At 72.0% G+C, this 16,280-nt stretch carries 14 protein-coding genes; 8 read left to right on the forward strand and 6 right to left on the reverse strand.

What is annotated here, in order from left to right:
* From ACFOYX_RS32780 to ACFOYX_RS32800, 5 genes are all read right to left on the reverse strand, one after another.
* Positions 1-1,296, reverse strand: coding sequence for a sugar ABC transporter substrate-binding protein (locus ACFOYX_RS32780; protein WP_109803360.1), 1,296 nt, complete (start codon positions 1,294-1,296; stop codon positions 1-3).
* A gap of 44 nt (positions 1,297-1,340) precedes the next feature.
* The gene (locus ACFOYX_RS32785) at positions 1,341-2,180 is read right to left on the reverse strand and encodes a carbohydrate ABC transporter permease (RefSeq protein WP_322438658.1); all 840 of its coding nucleotides are present in this window, start codon (positions 2,178-2,180) and stop codon (positions 1,341-1,343) included.
* Position 2,181: 1 nt separating this feature from the next.
* Positions 2,182-3,114, reverse strand: coding sequence for a carbohydrate ABC transporter permease (locus tag ACFOYX_RS32790; RefSeq protein WP_109803358.1), 933 nt, complete (start codon positions 3,112-3,114; stop codon positions 2,182-2,184).
* A complete protein-coding gene (locus ACFOYX_RS32795) occupies positions 3,111-4,274 on the reverse strand; it encodes a LacI family DNA-binding transcriptional regulator (protein WP_236648143.1) in 1,164 nt (387 codons plus the stop codon). The genes ACFOYX_RS32790 and ACFOYX_RS32795 overlap by 4 nt, the downstream gene beginning before the upstream one ends.
* A 101-nt stretch (positions 4,275-4,375) precedes the next feature.
* Positions 4,376-5,212 carry a sigma-70 family RNA polymerase sigma factor gene (locus ACFOYX_RS32800; protein ID WP_255420219.1) on the reverse strand — a complete coding sequence of 279 codons (837 nt, stop codon included), beginning with the start codon at positions 5,210-5,212 and terminating at the stop codon, positions 4,376-4,378.
* Positions 5,213-5,284: 72 nt separating this feature from the next.
* On the opposite strand from ACFOYX_RS32800, the gene ACFOYX_RS32805 reads away from it, so the two are divergent.
* Complete coding sequence (locus ACFOYX_RS32805) at positions 5,285-5,710, forward strand: SRPBCC family protein (RefSeq protein ID WP_322438659.1); 426 nt, start codon at positions 5,285-5,287, stop codon at positions 5,708-5,710.
* Between the two features lie 9 nt (positions 5,711-5,719).
* Here ACFOYX_RS32805 and ACFOYX_RS32810 read toward each other — a convergent pair whose 3' ends face one another.
* Positions 5,720-5,923, reverse strand: a complete 204-nt coding sequence (locus ACFOYX_RS32810) for a hypothetical protein (RefSeq protein WP_322438660.1) — start codon at positions 5,921-5,923, stop codon at positions 5,720-5,722.
* A gap of 280 nt (positions 5,924-6,203) precedes the next feature.
* Between ACFOYX_RS32810 and ACFOYX_RS32815 the strand changes: the two genes are divergently transcribed.
* The 7 genes from ACFOYX_RS32815 to ACFOYX_RS32845 all read left to right on the forward strand — a co-directional run bounded on the left by ACFOYX_RS32815 (position 6,204) and on the right by ACFOYX_RS32845 (position 16,279).
* Positions 6,204-7,337, forward strand: coding sequence for an N-acetylmuramoyl-L-alanine amidase (locus ACFOYX_RS32815; protein ID WP_109803354.1), 1,134 nt, complete (start codon positions 6,204-6,206; stop codon positions 7,335-7,337).
* A gap of 150 nt (positions 7,338-7,487) precedes the next feature.
* On the forward strand, positions 7,488-7,901 hold the full coding sequence (locus ACFOYX_RS32820) for a VOC family protein (protein ID WP_109803353.1): 414 nt from the start codon (positions 7,488-7,490) through the stop codon (positions 7,899-7,901).
* A 113-nt stretch (positions 7,902-8,014) separates the two neighbouring features.
* Positions 8,015-9,100, forward strand: coding sequence for an endonuclease/exonuclease/phosphatase family protein (locus tag ACFOYX_RS32825; protein ID WP_109803352.1), 1,086 nt, complete (start codon positions 8,015-8,017; stop codon positions 9,098-9,100).
* 195 nt (positions 9,101-9,295) lie between these two features.
* Positions 9,296-12,496 (forward strand): penicillin acylase family protein, encoded by a 3,201-nt coding sequence (locus tag ACFOYX_RS32830; RefSeq protein ID WP_322438661.1) that lies wholly within the window; start codon positions 9,296-9,298, stop codon positions 12,494-12,496.
* Between the two features lie 165 nt (positions 12,497-12,661).
* Positions 12,662-13,408, forward strand: coding sequence for an ABC transporter permease (locus tag ACFOYX_RS32835; protein WP_322438662.1), 747 nt, complete (start codon positions 12,662-12,664; stop codon positions 13,406-13,408).
* A gap of 92 nt (positions 13,409-13,500) precedes the next feature.
* On the forward strand, positions 13,501-15,651 hold the full coding sequence (locus tag ACFOYX_RS32840) for a glycogen debranching N-terminal domain-containing protein (protein WP_322438663.1): 2,151 nt from the start codon (positions 13,501-13,503) through the stop codon (positions 15,649-15,651).
* Between the two features lie 121 nt (positions 15,652-15,772).
* On the forward strand, positions 15,773-16,279 hold the full coding sequence (locus ACFOYX_RS32845; protein WP_109803349.1) for a DUF2231 domain-containing protein: 507 nt from the start codon (positions 15,773-15,775) through the stop codon (positions 16,277-16,279).
* Position 16,280: the final 1 nt, after the last annotated feature.

Consider the following 16,280-nt stretch of genomic DNA (forward strand, 5'->3'; position numbering starts at 1 on the left):
TTACCTCAGAACCTGCTTGCCACCGTCGACCAGCTGCGTGCCGAGCTGGTCCAGGGTGATCTTGTTGGCGAAGTACTGCTGAAGGGCCGGGGTGGCGTACTTGGTCTTCCACTCCGGGTAGCCGTCGACCTTCTGGAACGGGGCGACGGTCAGGTCGGCGGCGCTGTCCGCGGCGACGTCCCAGCCCTGCTTGCCGCTGGTGGCCTTGACCAGCTCCGCGTTGGCCTGCTTGCCGGTCGGCACCAGCCAGTCACCCTTGGCGAGGGTGGCCATGTTGGTCGGGTTGAGGAACCACTCGATGAACTGCGCGGCCTGCTTCTGGTGCTTGCTGTCCGCCGAGACGGACAGCGTCTGCGGGTTGGCGGCCTGCTTGGTCGACAGCCCCTTGATCGGCGGGAGGGTGACCCAGTCGAAGCCGGCGGGGGCCTGCTCGACCATCTGCTGACGCAGCGACACCGAGCCGGGCAGCATCGCGTACTTGCCGCCGAAGAAGCCGGGCAGGGTGTCCGCGCCGCTCATGCCGAGCGCCTCCGGGGAGGCCGACTTGGTGGCGTAGAGCATGTCGTGGATCCGCTTCGGCACCTCCCTCTCCGCGTCGCCGACCTTGACCTCGGTCTTGCCGCCGTCGGGGTAGAAGAACTTGCCGTCGTAGTTCAGCGCCAGGTTCATCACCCGGTTGGTGGGCGACTTCAGCGCCCAGGCCACGCCGTACTGGCCGGGCTTGGTGAGCTTCTGCGCGTTGGCCTGGAACTCGTCCCAGGTCCAGCCGCCGTCGGCCGGTGGCACGGCGACGCCGGCGGCGTCGAGCAGCTTCTTGTTGGCGATGACGACCTGCGACTCGAGCAGGAACGGCACGCCGGTGACCTTGCCCTCGAAGGTGGCGGTGTCCCAGACGCCCGGGTCGATCTGGCCCTTGAAGTCGTCGCTGAGCAGCTTGGAGACGTCGGCCAGGTAGCCCTGCTTGCTGAACTCGCCGATGGCGGAGGCCTCGTAGTGCACGATGTCGGCGGCGTCGCCGCCCTCGAACGAGGTGAGCAGCTGGTCGTGGACGGAGTTCCAGTCACCCTGGACGTACTCGACCTGGATGTCCGGGTGCTCGCTGTTCCACTTGGCGACCAGGTCCTTGTTGGCCTGCAGCGACTCCTTCTGCCAGGCCAGGCTGAGGAAGCGCAGCTTGACCGGGCCGGACGACGCCTCGTCCGTCCCGCCGCCGTCACCGCACGCGGTGAGGGCGCCGAGGCCGACGACCGCGACCGCGGCGGCCGCGGCGAGTCGACGGAATCTGCTACGGAGCATGGGGGTTACCTCCTTGGTGGTGGGTGGGGGATGTGGTGCGCTCGTCAGCCCTTGACGGCGCCGGCGAGCGAGCCGGAGGAGAGCCGGCGTTGCATGAAAGCGAAGAAGATCAGACTGGGCAGGGTGGCGAGCAGGGATCCGGCCGCGAGGGGACCGAGCCGAGCGGTGCCCTCGATCCCGACGAACCGGGCCAGGGTGACCGGCAGGGTGGCCAGGTCCGGGGTCTTGAGCAGCACCAGGGCGAAGAAGAACTCGTTCCAGGCGGAGATGAACGAGAACAGCGCGGTGGCGACGATCCCGGGCGCGAGCAGCGGGAAGACCACCCGGCGCAGGATCTGCAGCCGGCTGGCCCCGTCGACGCTGGCCGCCTCCTCCAGCTCGCGCGGGATGTTGCGGACGAAGCCCTGGAGCATCCAGAGCGCGAACGGCAGCGCCCAGACCACGTAGATCAGCACCAGCCCGGCGTGGGTGTTGGCCAGCCCGACCTCGCGCAGGATCAGGAAGATCGGGATGATCAGCAGCACGAACGGGAACAGCTGCGACAGCAGCACCCAGCCGAGCGCCGCGGTGCCGAGCTTCGTGCGGAACCGGGCCAGGGCGTACGAGGCGGGCAGCGCGACCAGCACGGTGAGCACCGCCGAGGCGAGCGACACCTGGAGGCTGTTCAGCGCGGCCCGGCCGAGTTCCTGCTCGGTGAAGGCCTGCACGAAGTTCTGCACGGTCGGGTTGGCGGGGATCAGCGTGGGGTGCAGCTGGACCAGTTCCCGGGGCGGCTTGAACGCGGTGGAGACCAGCCAGACCAGCGGGAACCCGAGGAAGATCAGGTAGCCGGTCAGGGCGACGTACTGCAACGTGCGCCCGGTGCGGCTCGGCTTTCCGAACATGTCAGTTCGCCTCCCGGAGTCGGCGCCGCAGGTAGACCGCGAGCAGCGCGACGATGATCAAGACCATGGCGTTGCCGAGCGCGGCGGCGTAGCCGTAGTTGCCGTAGCGGAACGCCTCCTCGTAGGCGAAGAGCATCGGCAGCATGGTCTTGCCGCCCGGCCCGCCCGCGGTCAGCACGTAGACCAGGCCGAACGAGTTGAAGTTCCAGATGAAGTCCAGCGAGGTGATCGCGACGATCACCGGCGCGAGGGCGGGCAGCGTGACGTTGCGGAACCGGTGCCAGGTGCCGGCGCCGTCCACCGCGGCCGCCTCGTGCAGCTCGCGCGGCACGCCCTGCAACCCCGCCAGCAGTACAACGGTGGTCTGCGGCATGCCGGCCCAGACGCCCACGATGATCACCGCGGGCAGCGCGGTGCTGAAGTCGCCGAGCCAGTTGGTGCGCAACCCGTCCGCGCCGACCCGGTGGAAGAACTCGTTGAGCAGGCCGGCGTCGGGGTGGTAGACCAGCTTCCACAGGATGCCGACCACCACCGGCGGCATCGCCCAGGGCACCACGGCGAGCACCCGGGCCGCGCCCCGGAAGCGCAGCTGCTGGTTGAGCAGCAGGGCCAGCCCGAGGGCGAGCACGAATTGCAGCACGGTCACCCCGACCGCCCAGAGCAGGCCGATCTTGAACGAGTTCCAGAACAGCTCGTCGCCGAGCAGCTCCCGGTAGTTGGCCAGCCCGGTGAAGCTGACCTCGACGTTGCGGCCGGCGCGGGCGTCGGTGAAGCCCAGGTAGATGCCGCGCAGCAGCGGGAACACCGAGAGCACCACGATGGGCAGCAGCGACGGCAGGAGCAGCAGGTAGATGCCCATCCGGTCGGAGCGGGACCGGGCGGCGCGCGGACCCTCGGCGCGCGCGACGTCCGGCCGTTCGGCCACGGTGGTCATGCGGTCACCTCCGGGGTACGCGGTGCGGGTGGCTTCGGCGCCGTCGGCTCCTGGTCCGGTTGGCCGGGCACGAGCGGCAGGGCTCCTTCCGCCGTCCGGGCATCGGCTCGCCGGAACGGCGCGAGCACGGGGCGCGGTGCGGCGCTGGAGGCGCGGACGGCGAGGTGGGGGGCGACCTGCTCGCGGCGGGGCGGCAGGGCCGGGTCGGTGATCCGTTGCAGGAGCAGCTCGGCGGCGCGTCGTCCACGTTCGGCCGAGCCGAGGGAGACGCTGGAGAGCTGCGGGAACATCATCCGGGCCAGCTCGGTGTCGTCCATGCCGACCAGCGCGACGTCCTCGGGGACCCGGCGACCGGCGGCGAGCAGGGCGTGCAGCGCCCCGACGGCGATCAGGTCGTTGGCGCAGACCAGTGCGTCGGGGCGGGCCCGGGCGAGCAGTCGTTCGGCGGCGGCGCGGCCGGCGGCGTACTGGAAGTCGCCGACCTCGACGAGCCGTTCGTCGAGCTCGATGCCGTGACCGGCGAGGGCGGTCCGGAAGCCGGCGTCACGGGCGGCGCCGGGGACGGTGTCGAGCGGGCCGTTGACGAAGCCGATCCGCCGGCGTCCGGCGGCGACCAAATGGTCGACCGCCAGCCCCACGCCGGTGCGCGAGTCGGTGCGGACGTTGTCGACCGGGGCGTCCGCGCCGAGCTGACCGACGACCACCACCGGCACCGGGCTGTCGACCAGCGCGGCCAGGTGGTCGTCGGTGACCCGGATCGGCGAGACGATCATCCCGTCGACGTAGCGGTGGGCCAGCCGGCGCAGCAGCGCCGTCTCCTTGGCGACCTGACCGGCGGTGGCGTGCACCAGCAGCTGCCGGCCGGAGGCGGCGACCACCGACTCGATGGCGCGCATCATCTCGACGTACACCGGGTTGCCGATGTCCTCGACGGCGAGGGCCACGAGGCCGGTGCGCTGCGACTGGAGCGAGCGGGCGATGGCGTTGGGGACGTAGCCGACCTCGGCCGCCGCCGCGCGGACCTTGCGGATGGTCTCGGGGCTGCCCCCGACGCCGTTGAGCACGCGGGAGGCGGAGGCGATCGAGACGCCGGCCCGGGCGGCGACGGTGTGCACCGTCGGCCGGCCGTCGGCCGACTCCTGTAAACGTTTACGACCCACGCCCTGGCACCTCCACCTCATTGCTGTAAACGTTTCCGGGAGTCTGCGCCTGAGCCGACGGTCAGGTCAAGGGCTCGTTACGAAAACGTTTCCAACCACGCTCAACCTGCTTCGACGGAGAGCCGGCCCAGGCGCTGCGGCTCGGCGATCACCTCGATCGCCGTGATCTTGTCGTGGCTGATCTCGAAGGTCATCACCGTGACGAGACGTCCATGGCGTTTCACCAGGAGCGCCGGGACGCCGTCGACGAGCCCGACCTGGGCATGCTCGGCCCGGTGCGAGAAGAACAGCGCCTGTCGGGCGACGGCACGGGCGCCGCGCAGCCGTATCGGGCTCCGGGAGGGCGCCGCGAAGCCGTCGGCGCTGACGCTGACCTCAGGGTGAAGCAGGTTGAGCAGCGCCGCGAAGTCGCCGTCGCGCGAGGCGACGAGGAAGGCATCGACGGCCTTCCGCTGCCGGGCTGGATCGCTGTCGGGCATCTCGGCGGCCCGCACCCGGTGACGGGCGCGACTGGCGAGCATCTTCGTCGCGTCGGTCGAGCGCCCGACGATCGGTGCGATCTCGCGGTAGGGCACGGCGAAGATGTCGTGCAGCACGAACGCCATTCGCTCCGCGGGCGTCAGCGTGTCCAGCACCACCAGCAGCGCGAGCCCGACCGAGTCGGCCAGCACCGCCTCCTGCTCCGGGTCCGGGCCGTCGACGGGGCACGGTGCGGCGAGGGGAACCTCCCGACGCCCCGTACGCGACCGCAGCATGTCCAGGCACACGCGTGCCACCACGGTGGTGAGCCAAGCACGGGCATTCTGGACTTCGCTGGTGTCCGACCGGGCCGTCCGCACCCACGCCTCCTGGACCGCGTCGTCGGCTTCGCTTCGCGAGCCGAGCATGCGGTAGGCCACCGCCCGCAGGTGACCTCGGTGCGCCTCGAAATCCTCCACCGTTACCCTTCCGCCGCGTCCTCCGTCTTACCACTGACGGGTACGAGCACCCACTGGTAACAAGGAGGAGCGATGGCACCACTGGTTTCCACGATCGAGATCGCGCGTCCGCCGGACGAGGTCTTCGCCTACGCCACCGATCCTTCGCGTTTCGCCGAGTGGCAGCACGATGTGGTGCGGGTGCGCCTTCTCGACGGCTCACGGTTCACCACGACCCGGAGGATCAGGGGTGCCGAGCGCACGATGACGCAGCAGATCACCCACAACGATCCGCCGCACCGCTGGGGCGCCCGGGGCACCGACGGGCCCATCCGTCCGCACGCCACGGTCAGCGTGGAGCCGATCGGGGACGGCACCAGATCCCGAGTGACGTTCACACTCGACTTCGCGGCCCACGGGCTCGGCGTGGCGCTGGTCCCGCTGGTACGCCGGCAGGCGCGGCAGGCGGCGCCGACCAGCTACCAGAACCTCAAGCAACTCCTCGAGAACGGCCGCTAGGCCCCGCGGTCACGAGGTCGCCGGCTGCCACTGGTAGGACCAGGGCGGCCCGGAGCCGGTGACCGGTTGGCACACGTACAGGCCGTCACCCACGACGTCGATTTCGCCCGGATGCAGCTCGGCCGGCGGTTCCCCGTGCTCGTCGAGTTCGACCGTGGCGGTGCGTCCGTCGGCCGGTCCGCCCACGATCGGCACATCAGCTACGTCTCGCATACGTGCAGCATCCCGGTCCGGCCACGATGTGCACCCCGAATGCCGAAGTTCGGCCCCTTCGTCTTTCCGGCGGGCTCGGTGACGTCATCCGCCACCGTCCGAGTTGACCACACCGGCACGCATTCGCCCCTCTCAGCTGGGCGGGTGGCGGGCGGACACGACGATTCTTCTCGCCGTCCCCCCTGGACCTTCCCGCATCGATGGCAATATCCTCCGTCTCACGCGCGGCGTCTGAAGTTCCTTTTCACTCGCCGATCCTCGCCGCCGCGAAGGAGACGACATGCACTTCAACCACCCTGAGCTGGACCGCCGCACGCTGCTGCGGGCCGGCCTCGGCGCCGCCGCGGTCGCGGTCGTCGGCAGCGAACTCGCCTTCCCGGCGGCGGCTCAGGCCGCGCCGGGCGCGGACCTCGACTGGATCATCAGCTGTGACGAGTGGGGAGCCCGCCCGCCGGCGGACCCGCTGTCGATCAGCGCGATCGCCACCAACAAGATCATCGTGCACCACATGGCGTTCCCGAACAGCACCGACTACTCCGAGGAACACGCCAAGCAGCTCGCCCGCGACTGCCAGGACCTGCACCTGGACGTCAACCACTGGTCGGACACCGGGCAGCACTTCACGGTCAGCCGCGGCGGTCACGTCCTCGAGGGCCGGCACGGCAGCCTGGAGCGGCTCCAGGCCGGCGACCGGCAGATGATCTCGGCGCACTGCCCGGGCGAGAACGGCCGGGCCATCGGCATCGAGAACGAGGGCACCTACGTCACCGAGACGCCGCCGCACGAGCTGCTCGACTCGCTGGTCAAGCTCTGCACCACCGTCTGCCAGCAGTACGGCCTGCACGCCCACGACATCTTCGGCCACTGGGACTTCCGGGCCACCCAGTGCCCGGGCGCGATGTTCTACCGGGAGTTCCCCGCCCTGCGCCGGCGGGTCTTCGCCAAGCTCGGCACCGACCTGGCCGACGTGCCGGCCCGCCGCTGGCCGGACATCTGGCGCTTCGTCGGCGGCCCGGTCGTCCGCGTCGCGCAGTACCTGCTCACCTTCCGCGGCTACACCGTGCCGGTCACCGGCGTCTTCGACGCCGCCACCGTCGCCGCCGTGCAGGACTGGCAGGCCCGCAACGGCATCCCGGTCGACATCGACGCCACGCTCACCGCGCCGACCTGGGAGACCCTCGCGCCGGAGCTGGACAAGGACGCCACCGGCATCCCGGTCAGCGCGCTGCAGTTCATGCTGAACTCCAAGGGCTACGCCGAGGTCGCGATCACCGGCGAGTACGACTACGTGACCAAGAAGGCCCTGAAGGACCTCCAGGAGCTGCACGGTCTCGACGCGAACGGAAAGGTCAGCACCACCACCTGGTGTGCCCTGGTGGGTGGTGTGGTGCGTCAGTCGTTCCAGCAGAACTGACGACGTACCGGCGGGGAAGCGGTGGAGGTGGCAACGGCGCCACCTCCACCGCCAGCTCGTGCGGCGCGCGACTCGCCCGTCGTACGTCGTTGTCCATGTCATCCGGGGCTGCGACGATGACCCTCGTCAAAGACGACGAAGGAGGGCCTCATGGCGTCTCGGCTCAACCCGTACCTCAGCTTCCGCGACAGCGCGCGGCAGGCCATGGAGTTCTACCAGAACGTGTTCGGCGGCAACCTGACGCTGAGCACGTTCGGCGAGTTCGGCAACCCGGATCCGGCCGTGGCCGACAAGGTCATGCACGCCATGTTGGAGACCGACCGCGGCTTCACGCTGATGGCCTCCGACACCCCGCCGGAGATGGAATACCAGCCGGGCAACAACATCGCGATCAGCCTCAGCGGGGACGACGCCGACGAGCTGCGTGGCTACTGGAAGCAGCTCTCGGAGAGTGGCACCGTCTCGATGCCACTCGAGAAGCAGATGTGGGGCGACGAGTTCGGCATGTGCGTGGACCGGTTCGGCATCGGCTGGATGGTCAACATCGCCGGGCCCCAGGCCTGACCCGCCCCGGCCAGGGGAGGTCGCCCGAACGGCGGTGTCCACGATGGTCCTGCCGGCGTTAGCGTACGGAGCATTCGCACCGACGCGGACACCCGGCCGGAGAGGACAGATTCATGGACGGCAGGATCCCCTCGCACCGTCGACGCCTGACCCGGCTGGTCGCCGCGGCCGCCGTCGTGGCGGCCACCCTGGGGCTGGTCGCCCCACCCGCGCACGCGGAGGCCGGGCCCAAGGTCGACGTGCTGACCCGCAACCTCTACCTGGGCGGGGACCTCACGCCGTCGATCGGGGCGCCGACGCTGCCGGCGTTCCTGGCCGCGAACTCGGCCCTGCTCCGGCACGTGGACCTGGTCGACTTTCCCGCCCGGGCCGCGCTGTTCGCCGAGGAGATCCGCGAACGCAAGCCGGACCTGGTCGGCCTGCAGGAGGTGGCGCTCTGGCGCACCGGACGGATGGGCGACCCGGCCCCGGCCACCGAGGTCCGGTACGACTACCTGGCGCTGCTGATGGCCGAACTGGCCGGCTCCGGCCACCCGTACGACGTCGCCGTGGTGCAGGACGAGGCGGATCTGGAAGCCCCGGCCGGCGCGCCGTACAACGTGGACGTCCGGCTCACCATGCGCGACGTCGTCCTGGTGCGGCACGGCGGCCGGGTGAAGGTGACCGACACGTCGTCGGGGAACTTCGTCCAGAACCTGGTGTTCCCGCTTCCGGCCACGGGTGGCACCGCCACCAGCACGCGCGGCTGGACGGCCGTGGACGCGGTGCTGGGCAACCGGGCGTTCCGGTTCGTCAACACCCACCTGGAGGCGTTCCACCCCGGCGTCCGGGTGCTGCAGGCGCAGGAGCTGCTCCGGGGCCCGCTGAACGTACCCGGGAGGGTGATCCTCGTCGGGGATCTCAACACCGGTCCCGAGCTGCCCGATCCGAACAACCGGCTCGCGTATTTCACCCTGGTGGCCGGCGGACTGGTCGACACCTGGCCGATTCTGCACCCCGGCGACCCTGGATACACCGCGGGGCTGGGCGACGATCTGACCGAGCCGGCCGACGACGTCGAGCACCGGATCGACATGGTCATGGTCCGGGGCGCGGTCGCCCCGGTGGCGAGCGAGGTCTTCGGCACCGAGCGACAGACCCCCGACGGCCGGTGGGCGTCGGATCACCTGGGTCATCAGGCGGTGCTCGCGCTGCGGTAGACGGGACCGAAGTGTCGGCATTGGCGCTTGGTGAACAACGGCTATCCCGGGCGGTGCGAATCGGCGATCCTTGCCGAGGGATCGATATGAGTTAATCTCACCTCCGGGTGTGACGCCCGGGCACGGAGGGCGAGACGTCGGCATCGGCAGTCGGGCGTACCCCGGCCCCGACTCCGAGCTCCCGGAGGCACCGCCATGCCCCGTCCCACCATCCGCACCCGCGTCGCGGCGCTGACCGCCGCGGCTGTGACCGCCGCCGCGACCGCCCTGACCGTCGTCCCGCCCGCACCAGCCGTCGCCGCCACCACGTTCGCCGGCAACGACCACTGCCTCGGCCAGTGCGCCGACATCCTGCCGCCGGGCGAGAACGGCAACGCCACGCTCGCCGCGATCCTGGCGCACCAGGTCCTCGGCACCCGGCCCGCCCACTCCAGCGACCAGCTCGACGAGTACGCGAACCTGGTGTACGGCTACGCGGGACTCACCGACGAGCAGATCGCCCGCTTCTACCACGACGCCTCGTTCGGCGTACCCGACGCGCAAGTGGAAAGCACCGTGCGCCCCCGCGCGGACGTGACCATCGTGCGGGACTCCGCCACCGGCGTACCGCACGTCACCGGCACCACCCGCTCCGGCACCATGTTCGGCGCCGGTTACGCCGGCGCGCAGGACCGGCTCTGGGTGATGGACCTGCTCCGCCACGCCGGCCGTGGCCGGCTCAGCTCATTCGCCGGCGGGGCGCCGGGCAACCGGGAACTGGAGCAGAGCATCTGGGCCAACTCCCCGTACACAGAGGCGGACCTGCAGGCCCAGGTCGACGCGCTACGGCAGAAGGGAACCCGCGGCCAGCAGCTCCACACCGACGTAGGCGACTACATCGCGGGCGTCAACACCTACATCGACCAGTGCGTCGCCAACGCGAACTGCCCCGGCGAGTACAACCTCACCGGCAACGGCGCCCCGCAGCACTTCACCATGACCGACCTGATCGCCACGGCCGGCGTCATCGGCGGGCTGTTCGGCGGGGGCGGCGGCGCGGAGATGCAGTCGGCGCTGGTGCGGGTCGCCGCCCGGGCGAAGTTCGGCCCGACCGCCGGCGACCAGGTGTGGCAGGCGTTCCGGCAGCAGAACGACCCGGAGACCGTGCTGACCCTGCACGACGGGCAGAGCTTCCCGTACGGCGGCGCACCGGCCGGCGCGCCCGGCGTGGTGCTGCCCGACGCCGGTACGGTCACCGCCGAACCCCTGGCCTACCAGCCGACCGCCTCGGCCGGCACCGCGACGGCGACCAGCCCCCGGAGCGCCACGACCGAGGGACTGCTCAGCGGGCTCGGCGCACTCCGGTCGCACGGCATGTCCAACGCCGTGGTGATCTCCGGTCGGCACACCGTCAGCGGCAACCCCATCGCCGTCTTCGGCCCACAGACCGGCTACTTCGCGCCGCAACTGCTCATGCTGCAGGAACTGCAGGGGCCGGGCATCAGCGCCCGCGGCGCCTCGTTCGCGGGCCTGAGCCTCTACGTCCTGCTCGGACGCGGGCAGGACTACGCGTGGAGCGCCACCTCGGCGGCGCAGGACATCACCGACACGTACGCCGTGCCGCTGTGCACCACCGACGGCAGCGCCCCGACCCTGCAGTCGAACCGCTACCTCTACCACGGCCAGTGCCTGGCGATGGAGGTGCTGGAGCACACCAACTCCTGGTCGCCGACCCTGGCCGACTCGACCCCGGCCGGCTCGTACACCCTGCGCGCCCTGCGCACCAGGTACGGGCTGGTGGCGTACCGGGGAATGGTGAACGGGCAGCCGACGGCCTTCACCCGGCTCCGGTCGACCTACCGGCACGAGGCCGACTCCGCGATCGGCTTCCAGGCGTACAACGACCCCGCGGCGATGGGCTCCGCCGCCGCGTTCCAGGACGCCGCCGCGAACATCGGCTACGCCTTCAACTGGTTCTACGTCAACTCGACCGAGGCGGCGTACTTCAACTCCGGGTCCAACCCGGTCCGGCCGTCCGGGGCCGACCCGAACCTGCCCACCCGAGCCGAGGCGGGCTACGAGTGGCAGGGCTGGAACCCGGACACGAACACCGCGACCTACACCCCGGCCGGCGCCCACCCCCGGTCCGTCAACCAGGACTACTACGTCAGCTGGAACAACAAGCAGGCGTACGACTACAGCGCCGCGGACGGCAACTTCAGCTTCGGATCGGTACACCGGGCACAACTCCTCGACGGCCCGGTGCGCGCCGCGATCGCGGGGCAGCAGCTCGACCGGGCCGCCGTCGTACGGATCATGGCCGACGCCGCGGTCACCGACCTGCGCGGCCAGCAGGTCCTCGGCGACCTGCTCCGGGCCGTCACCAGCCAACCGGTCACCGATCCGACTCTGGCCGACGCGGTCGCCAAGCTGCGGGCCTGGCAGCAGTCCGGCTTCCGCCGCGCGGAGACCACCGCCGGTTCGCGGGTCTACCAGCACGCCGACGCGATTCGGATCTTCGACGCCTGGTGGCCGCTGCTCGCCGCGGCGGAATTCAAGCCGGGACTCGGCGCCGACCTCTACGGCGCCCTGGTGGACGCCATCGAGGTGAACGAGGCACCGTCCGGCGGCCAGAGCGGCGGACGCGACGGCACCGCCGTCTGGGCGGCCGCCGGCCAGCCGCACAAGGGCTCGTCGTTCCAGTACGGCTGGTGGGGCTACGTCGACAAGGACATCCGGACCGTCCTCGGCGACCCGGTGACCGGCGGCCTCGGCCGCACGTACTGCGGCAACGGCAACCTCGGCGCCTGCCGGCAGGCGCTGCTCGACACCCTCGCCCAGGCGGCCGCGCTGCCGTCCACCACGGTCTACCCCGGCGACTCGTCCTGCGCCGCGGGCGACCAGTGGTGCGCGGACGCGATCGCCCAGTCGGGGCTCGGCGGCATCAGCCATCCCCTGATCGCCTGGCAGAACCGGCCCACCTACCAGCAGGTCGTCTCGTTCCCGGCGCGCCGCGGCGACGACGTCACCAACCTGGCCCAGGGGCGCGCCGCCACCGCGTCGAGCACCCAGTTCCTCACCAGCCACACCCCGGACAAGGCGGTCGACGGCAGCCTCGGCACCCGGTGGAGCAGCAGCTACGCCGACAACCAGTGGATTCGGGTGGACCTCGGCTCCGGCCGCACGGTCAACCGGGTCATCCTGCGCTGGGAGGCCGCGTACGGCAGCGCGTACCGGGTCGAGGTCTCCACCGACGGCGCCACCTGGCGGACGGCGTTCAGCACCACGACCGGCAACGGCGGCGTCGACAACGTGACCTTCGCCCCGGTCACCGCCCGCTACGTGCGCGTGTACGGCGTCAAGCGGGCCACCTCGTACGGCTTCTCGCTCCACGAGTTCGAGGTCTACGCCCGGTGACCCGCCCGCCGGGCGGGAGGTGACGGGATCCGGGATCGGTCCGGCACCTCCCGCCCGGCGGGCGGCTGGCGGATCGGGCGCGCCGGCCGGGTGGCACGAATACGATCATCCGGTGTCCGGCGCCGACGACATCACCCGCGACGAGCGGTCGCGCCCGGCGGGGCGATGAGCGGCGGCACCCTTCCGATCGGGCCGGCGCTGGTCGCCGCCCTGGTCGGGCTCACCCTCGCGGCCGCCGCGGTGCTCCGGCTGAGCGGTCTCGGCCGGGCGCGCGCGATCCTGGGCGCGGCCGCCCGGGCCACCGTCCAGCTCGGCGTCGTGTCGCTGGTCATCGTCGCCGTGCTGCGCCACTGGTGGAGCACCGGCGCGTTCATCCTCCTCATGTACGTGGTCGCCAGCGTCACCGCGCGCCGGCGGATCGGGGCGGGCTGCCCCGCCCCGGTCGCCCCGCTGGCCATCGCGGCCGGGGTGGTGCCGAGTCTCGGCGTACTGCTGGCCAGCCGGGCGCTGCCCGCGACGCCGCTGGTGCTGCTGCCGACCGCGGGCATCCTGATCGGCGGGGCGATGACCGCGACGAGCCTGGCCGGCCGGCGGACGCTGGACGAGCTGCGCAGCCGGCACGGCGAGTACGAGGCGGGACTGGCCCTGGGGCTGCTCCCCCGCGACGCCGCGCTGGAGATCTGCCGGCCGGCCGCCGGGCAGGCGCTGATCCCGGCGCTGGACCAGACCCGCACGGTCGGGCTGGTCACGCTGCCGGGGGCGTTCGTCGGGGTGCTGCTCGGCGGGGCGGGACCGATCCAGGCCGGGGCGACCCAGCTGCTGATCCTGCTGACCCTGCTGGCGGTGGAGGCGGTGGCGATCGCGCTCGCCGTCGAACTGCTCGTCCGCGCCCGGGCCCGTGCCGAGCCGTGACGGGTGGCGCAGTCGACGATCGAGGCGTGCGGGTGTACCGGCTCGGCAAAGGGGTACCGGCGCGGGATGACCGGGCAACGGCCGCGTGCGCGATGACCAGGGTCCGTAACCTGCGGGTACGGCCCGACCTGCTGTACGTGGCGAGCGGGTGGAGCACCCTGGTCACCGACGCGCGGGGCCGGATCACCGGCACCGACCCGCAGGGCTTCTTCGCCCGCAACACCCGGGTGCTCAGCGTCGAGCGGATCACCGTCGAGGGCCGCGAGCCGGTCCCGTTCAGCACGGGGAACGTGCAGGGGCACGCCCAGCTCTCGTACGCCGAGCTGGCCGACGGTGAGGCGATGCCGTCGCGGGCGGCGTACCTGCTGACGGAACGGTTCGTGGGCGACGGGCTGCGTACCCGGCTCACCGTGGTCAGCTACGCGCAGCAGCCGCTGCGGATGGCGGTGGAGCTCCGCCTCGGCGCCGACTTCGCGGACACCGGCGAGGCCGAGCGGGGTCGCCGGGTGCAGGAAGGCGGGGTCGGCGCGAGCTGGGACGCCGCGGCCGGGGAGCTACGGCTGAGCTATCTGCGCGACGACATCGACCGCGCGGTGGCCGTCCAGGTCCGCGCCGACGGCGTCCCCGTCCGGTACGCCGACAGCGCCTTCGCCGTCGAGGTCGTGGTGCCGCCCCACGGCACCGCCCGGCTGGACGTGGTCGTGGAGCCGATCTTCGACGGTGAACGGCTGGCCGCGCCGCCGGCGACGTTCACCGAGCCCGCCGACCCGGCCGGATCGGCGCGCGCCCGGCTGGCCGCTGAGCTGACCCGGCTGAGCAGCAGCAACTTCGACGTCACGGCGGCCTGGCGGTGCGCCGTGGAGGACCTGTCGGTGCTGCCGCTCGGCGAGCCGGCCGGGCCGACGGCGCCGATGGCGGGGCTGCCGATCTACCAGGAGATCTTCGGGCGGGACACGATGACCGCCTCCTGGCAGGCGCTGCTGGCCGGGCCGACCATGCTGGCCGACAGCCTCCGGCTCAACGCCGACCACCTCGGGCGGCGGGTCGACGACTGGCGGGACGAGGAGCCCGGCAAGCCGCTGCACGAGGCCCGCCGGGGACCGGTCTCCGTGCTCGGGCTGGACCCGTTCACCAGCTACTACGGCGACTGGTCGACCGCGCCGGACTTCCTGGTCTTCCTCGGGCAGTACCTCGCCTGGACCGGTGACCTGCGCACCGTACGGGAGCTGCTGCCGACGGCGCGGCGCGCCCTGGAATGGATCGAGCGGTACGGCGACGTCGACGGGGACGGTTTCCTCGAATACCACCGCCGCTCCCCTGCGGGGCTGAAGAACCAGGGGTGGAAGGACTCGGACACCGCCGTCGTCGACGAGCACGGGCGGGTGGTGCCCAACCCGATCGCGACCAGCGAGCTGCAGGCCTACTGGTACGCCGCGCTGCGGCACGCCGCCGTGGTGTTCACCGCGGCCGGTCACCCCGCCCGGGGCGCCGCCCTCGTGGCCCGGGCGCACGCCCTGCGCCGCCGCTTCCACCGCGCGTACTGGCTCCCCGAGCGGGGCTGCTACGCGATGGCGCTGGGGCCGGACAAGCGCCCGGTACGCTCGGTCAACTCGAACGACGGGCACCTGCTCACCACCGGCATCGTGCCGGCGCGGGTCGCCCCGGTGGTCGCCGGCCGGCTGCTCGCGCCGGACATGTTCAGCGGCTGGGGGGTGCGGACGCTGTCGGCGGAGAATCCGGCGTACAACCCGTTCAGCTACCACCGGGGCAGCGTCTGGCCGGTGGAGGCGGGCACGATCGGCCTCGGGCTGGCCCGGTACGGCTGCTGGGCGCACCTGCACCGGCTGGCGGAGGGGATGTTCGCCGCGGCGGCGCTGTTCGAGGAGCACCGCCTGCCCGAGGTGCTCAGCGGCCTGCCCCGCGACGCGGCCCACCCGCACCCGGGCGTGTACCCGAACTCGTGTTCCCCGCAGGCCTGGTCGGCCAGTTCGATCATCGCGCTGGTGCAGGCGCTGCTGGCGCTGCGCCCGGCCGCGCCGCTGCGGACGATCTTCGTCGATCCGCACCTGCCCGAGTGGCTGCCCGATCTCAGGTTGGAGGGCGTGCAGGTCGGTGGGGCCACCGTCGACCTGACGGTGCGCCGCCGCCGGGGCGGGCGGACGTCGATCAGCGCGCGCGGGGACCGGCTGGCGGTGGTCCGCCGGCCGACGCTGCTGGCGCTCTCCGCCCGGCACCGGCGCTGACCGTCGCGCCGGCACCGGGCCGGCCGGGCCTGCCCGGGCGCGGGCGGCGGCGTCACCCGCAGGTGTATTGCCGCCGGGACGGGGAATCCGGCGGCGCCTGGGGGGAGACAGGAGTGCTGCCATGGAAAGTCGCGCCAAGGCCATGGGCCACGCGATCCACCCCACCCTGATCGTGTTCCCGCTGGGCCTGCTCGCCACCTCGGTCATCTTCGACATCCTGTACCTGATCACCGACCGGCCGGGGTTCCAGATCTCCGCCGCGTACACGATCGGCGCCGGCATCGTCGGCGGCCTGGTCGCCGCCGTGTTCGGCCTGATCGACTGGCGGGCCATCCCCACCGGCACCCGGGCCAAGCGGGTCGGCACGGCGCACGGCCTGGGCAACGTGGTGGTCCTGCTGCTGTTCGCGGTGAGCTGGCTGCTGCGCCGCGCCGCCGACAACTGGGACCCGAACGCGCTGGCGCTGATCTGCAGCTTCGCCGGGGTCCTGCTCGCCGGGGTGACCGGCTGGCTCGGCGGTGAACTGGTCGAGCGGCTGGGGATGAGCGTGAGCGACGAGGCGGGCGTCAACGCGCCGAGTTCGCTGTCGCGCCGGTCCACCGGCCGGCCCCGCGCCCGCGGCGTCTGAC

It is taken from the genome of Micromonospora sp. GCM10011541, assembly GCF_042650725.1.
Classification (GTDB): Bacteria; Actinomycetota; Actinomycetes; order Mycobacteriales; family Micromonosporaceae; genus Micromonospora; species Micromonospora sicca.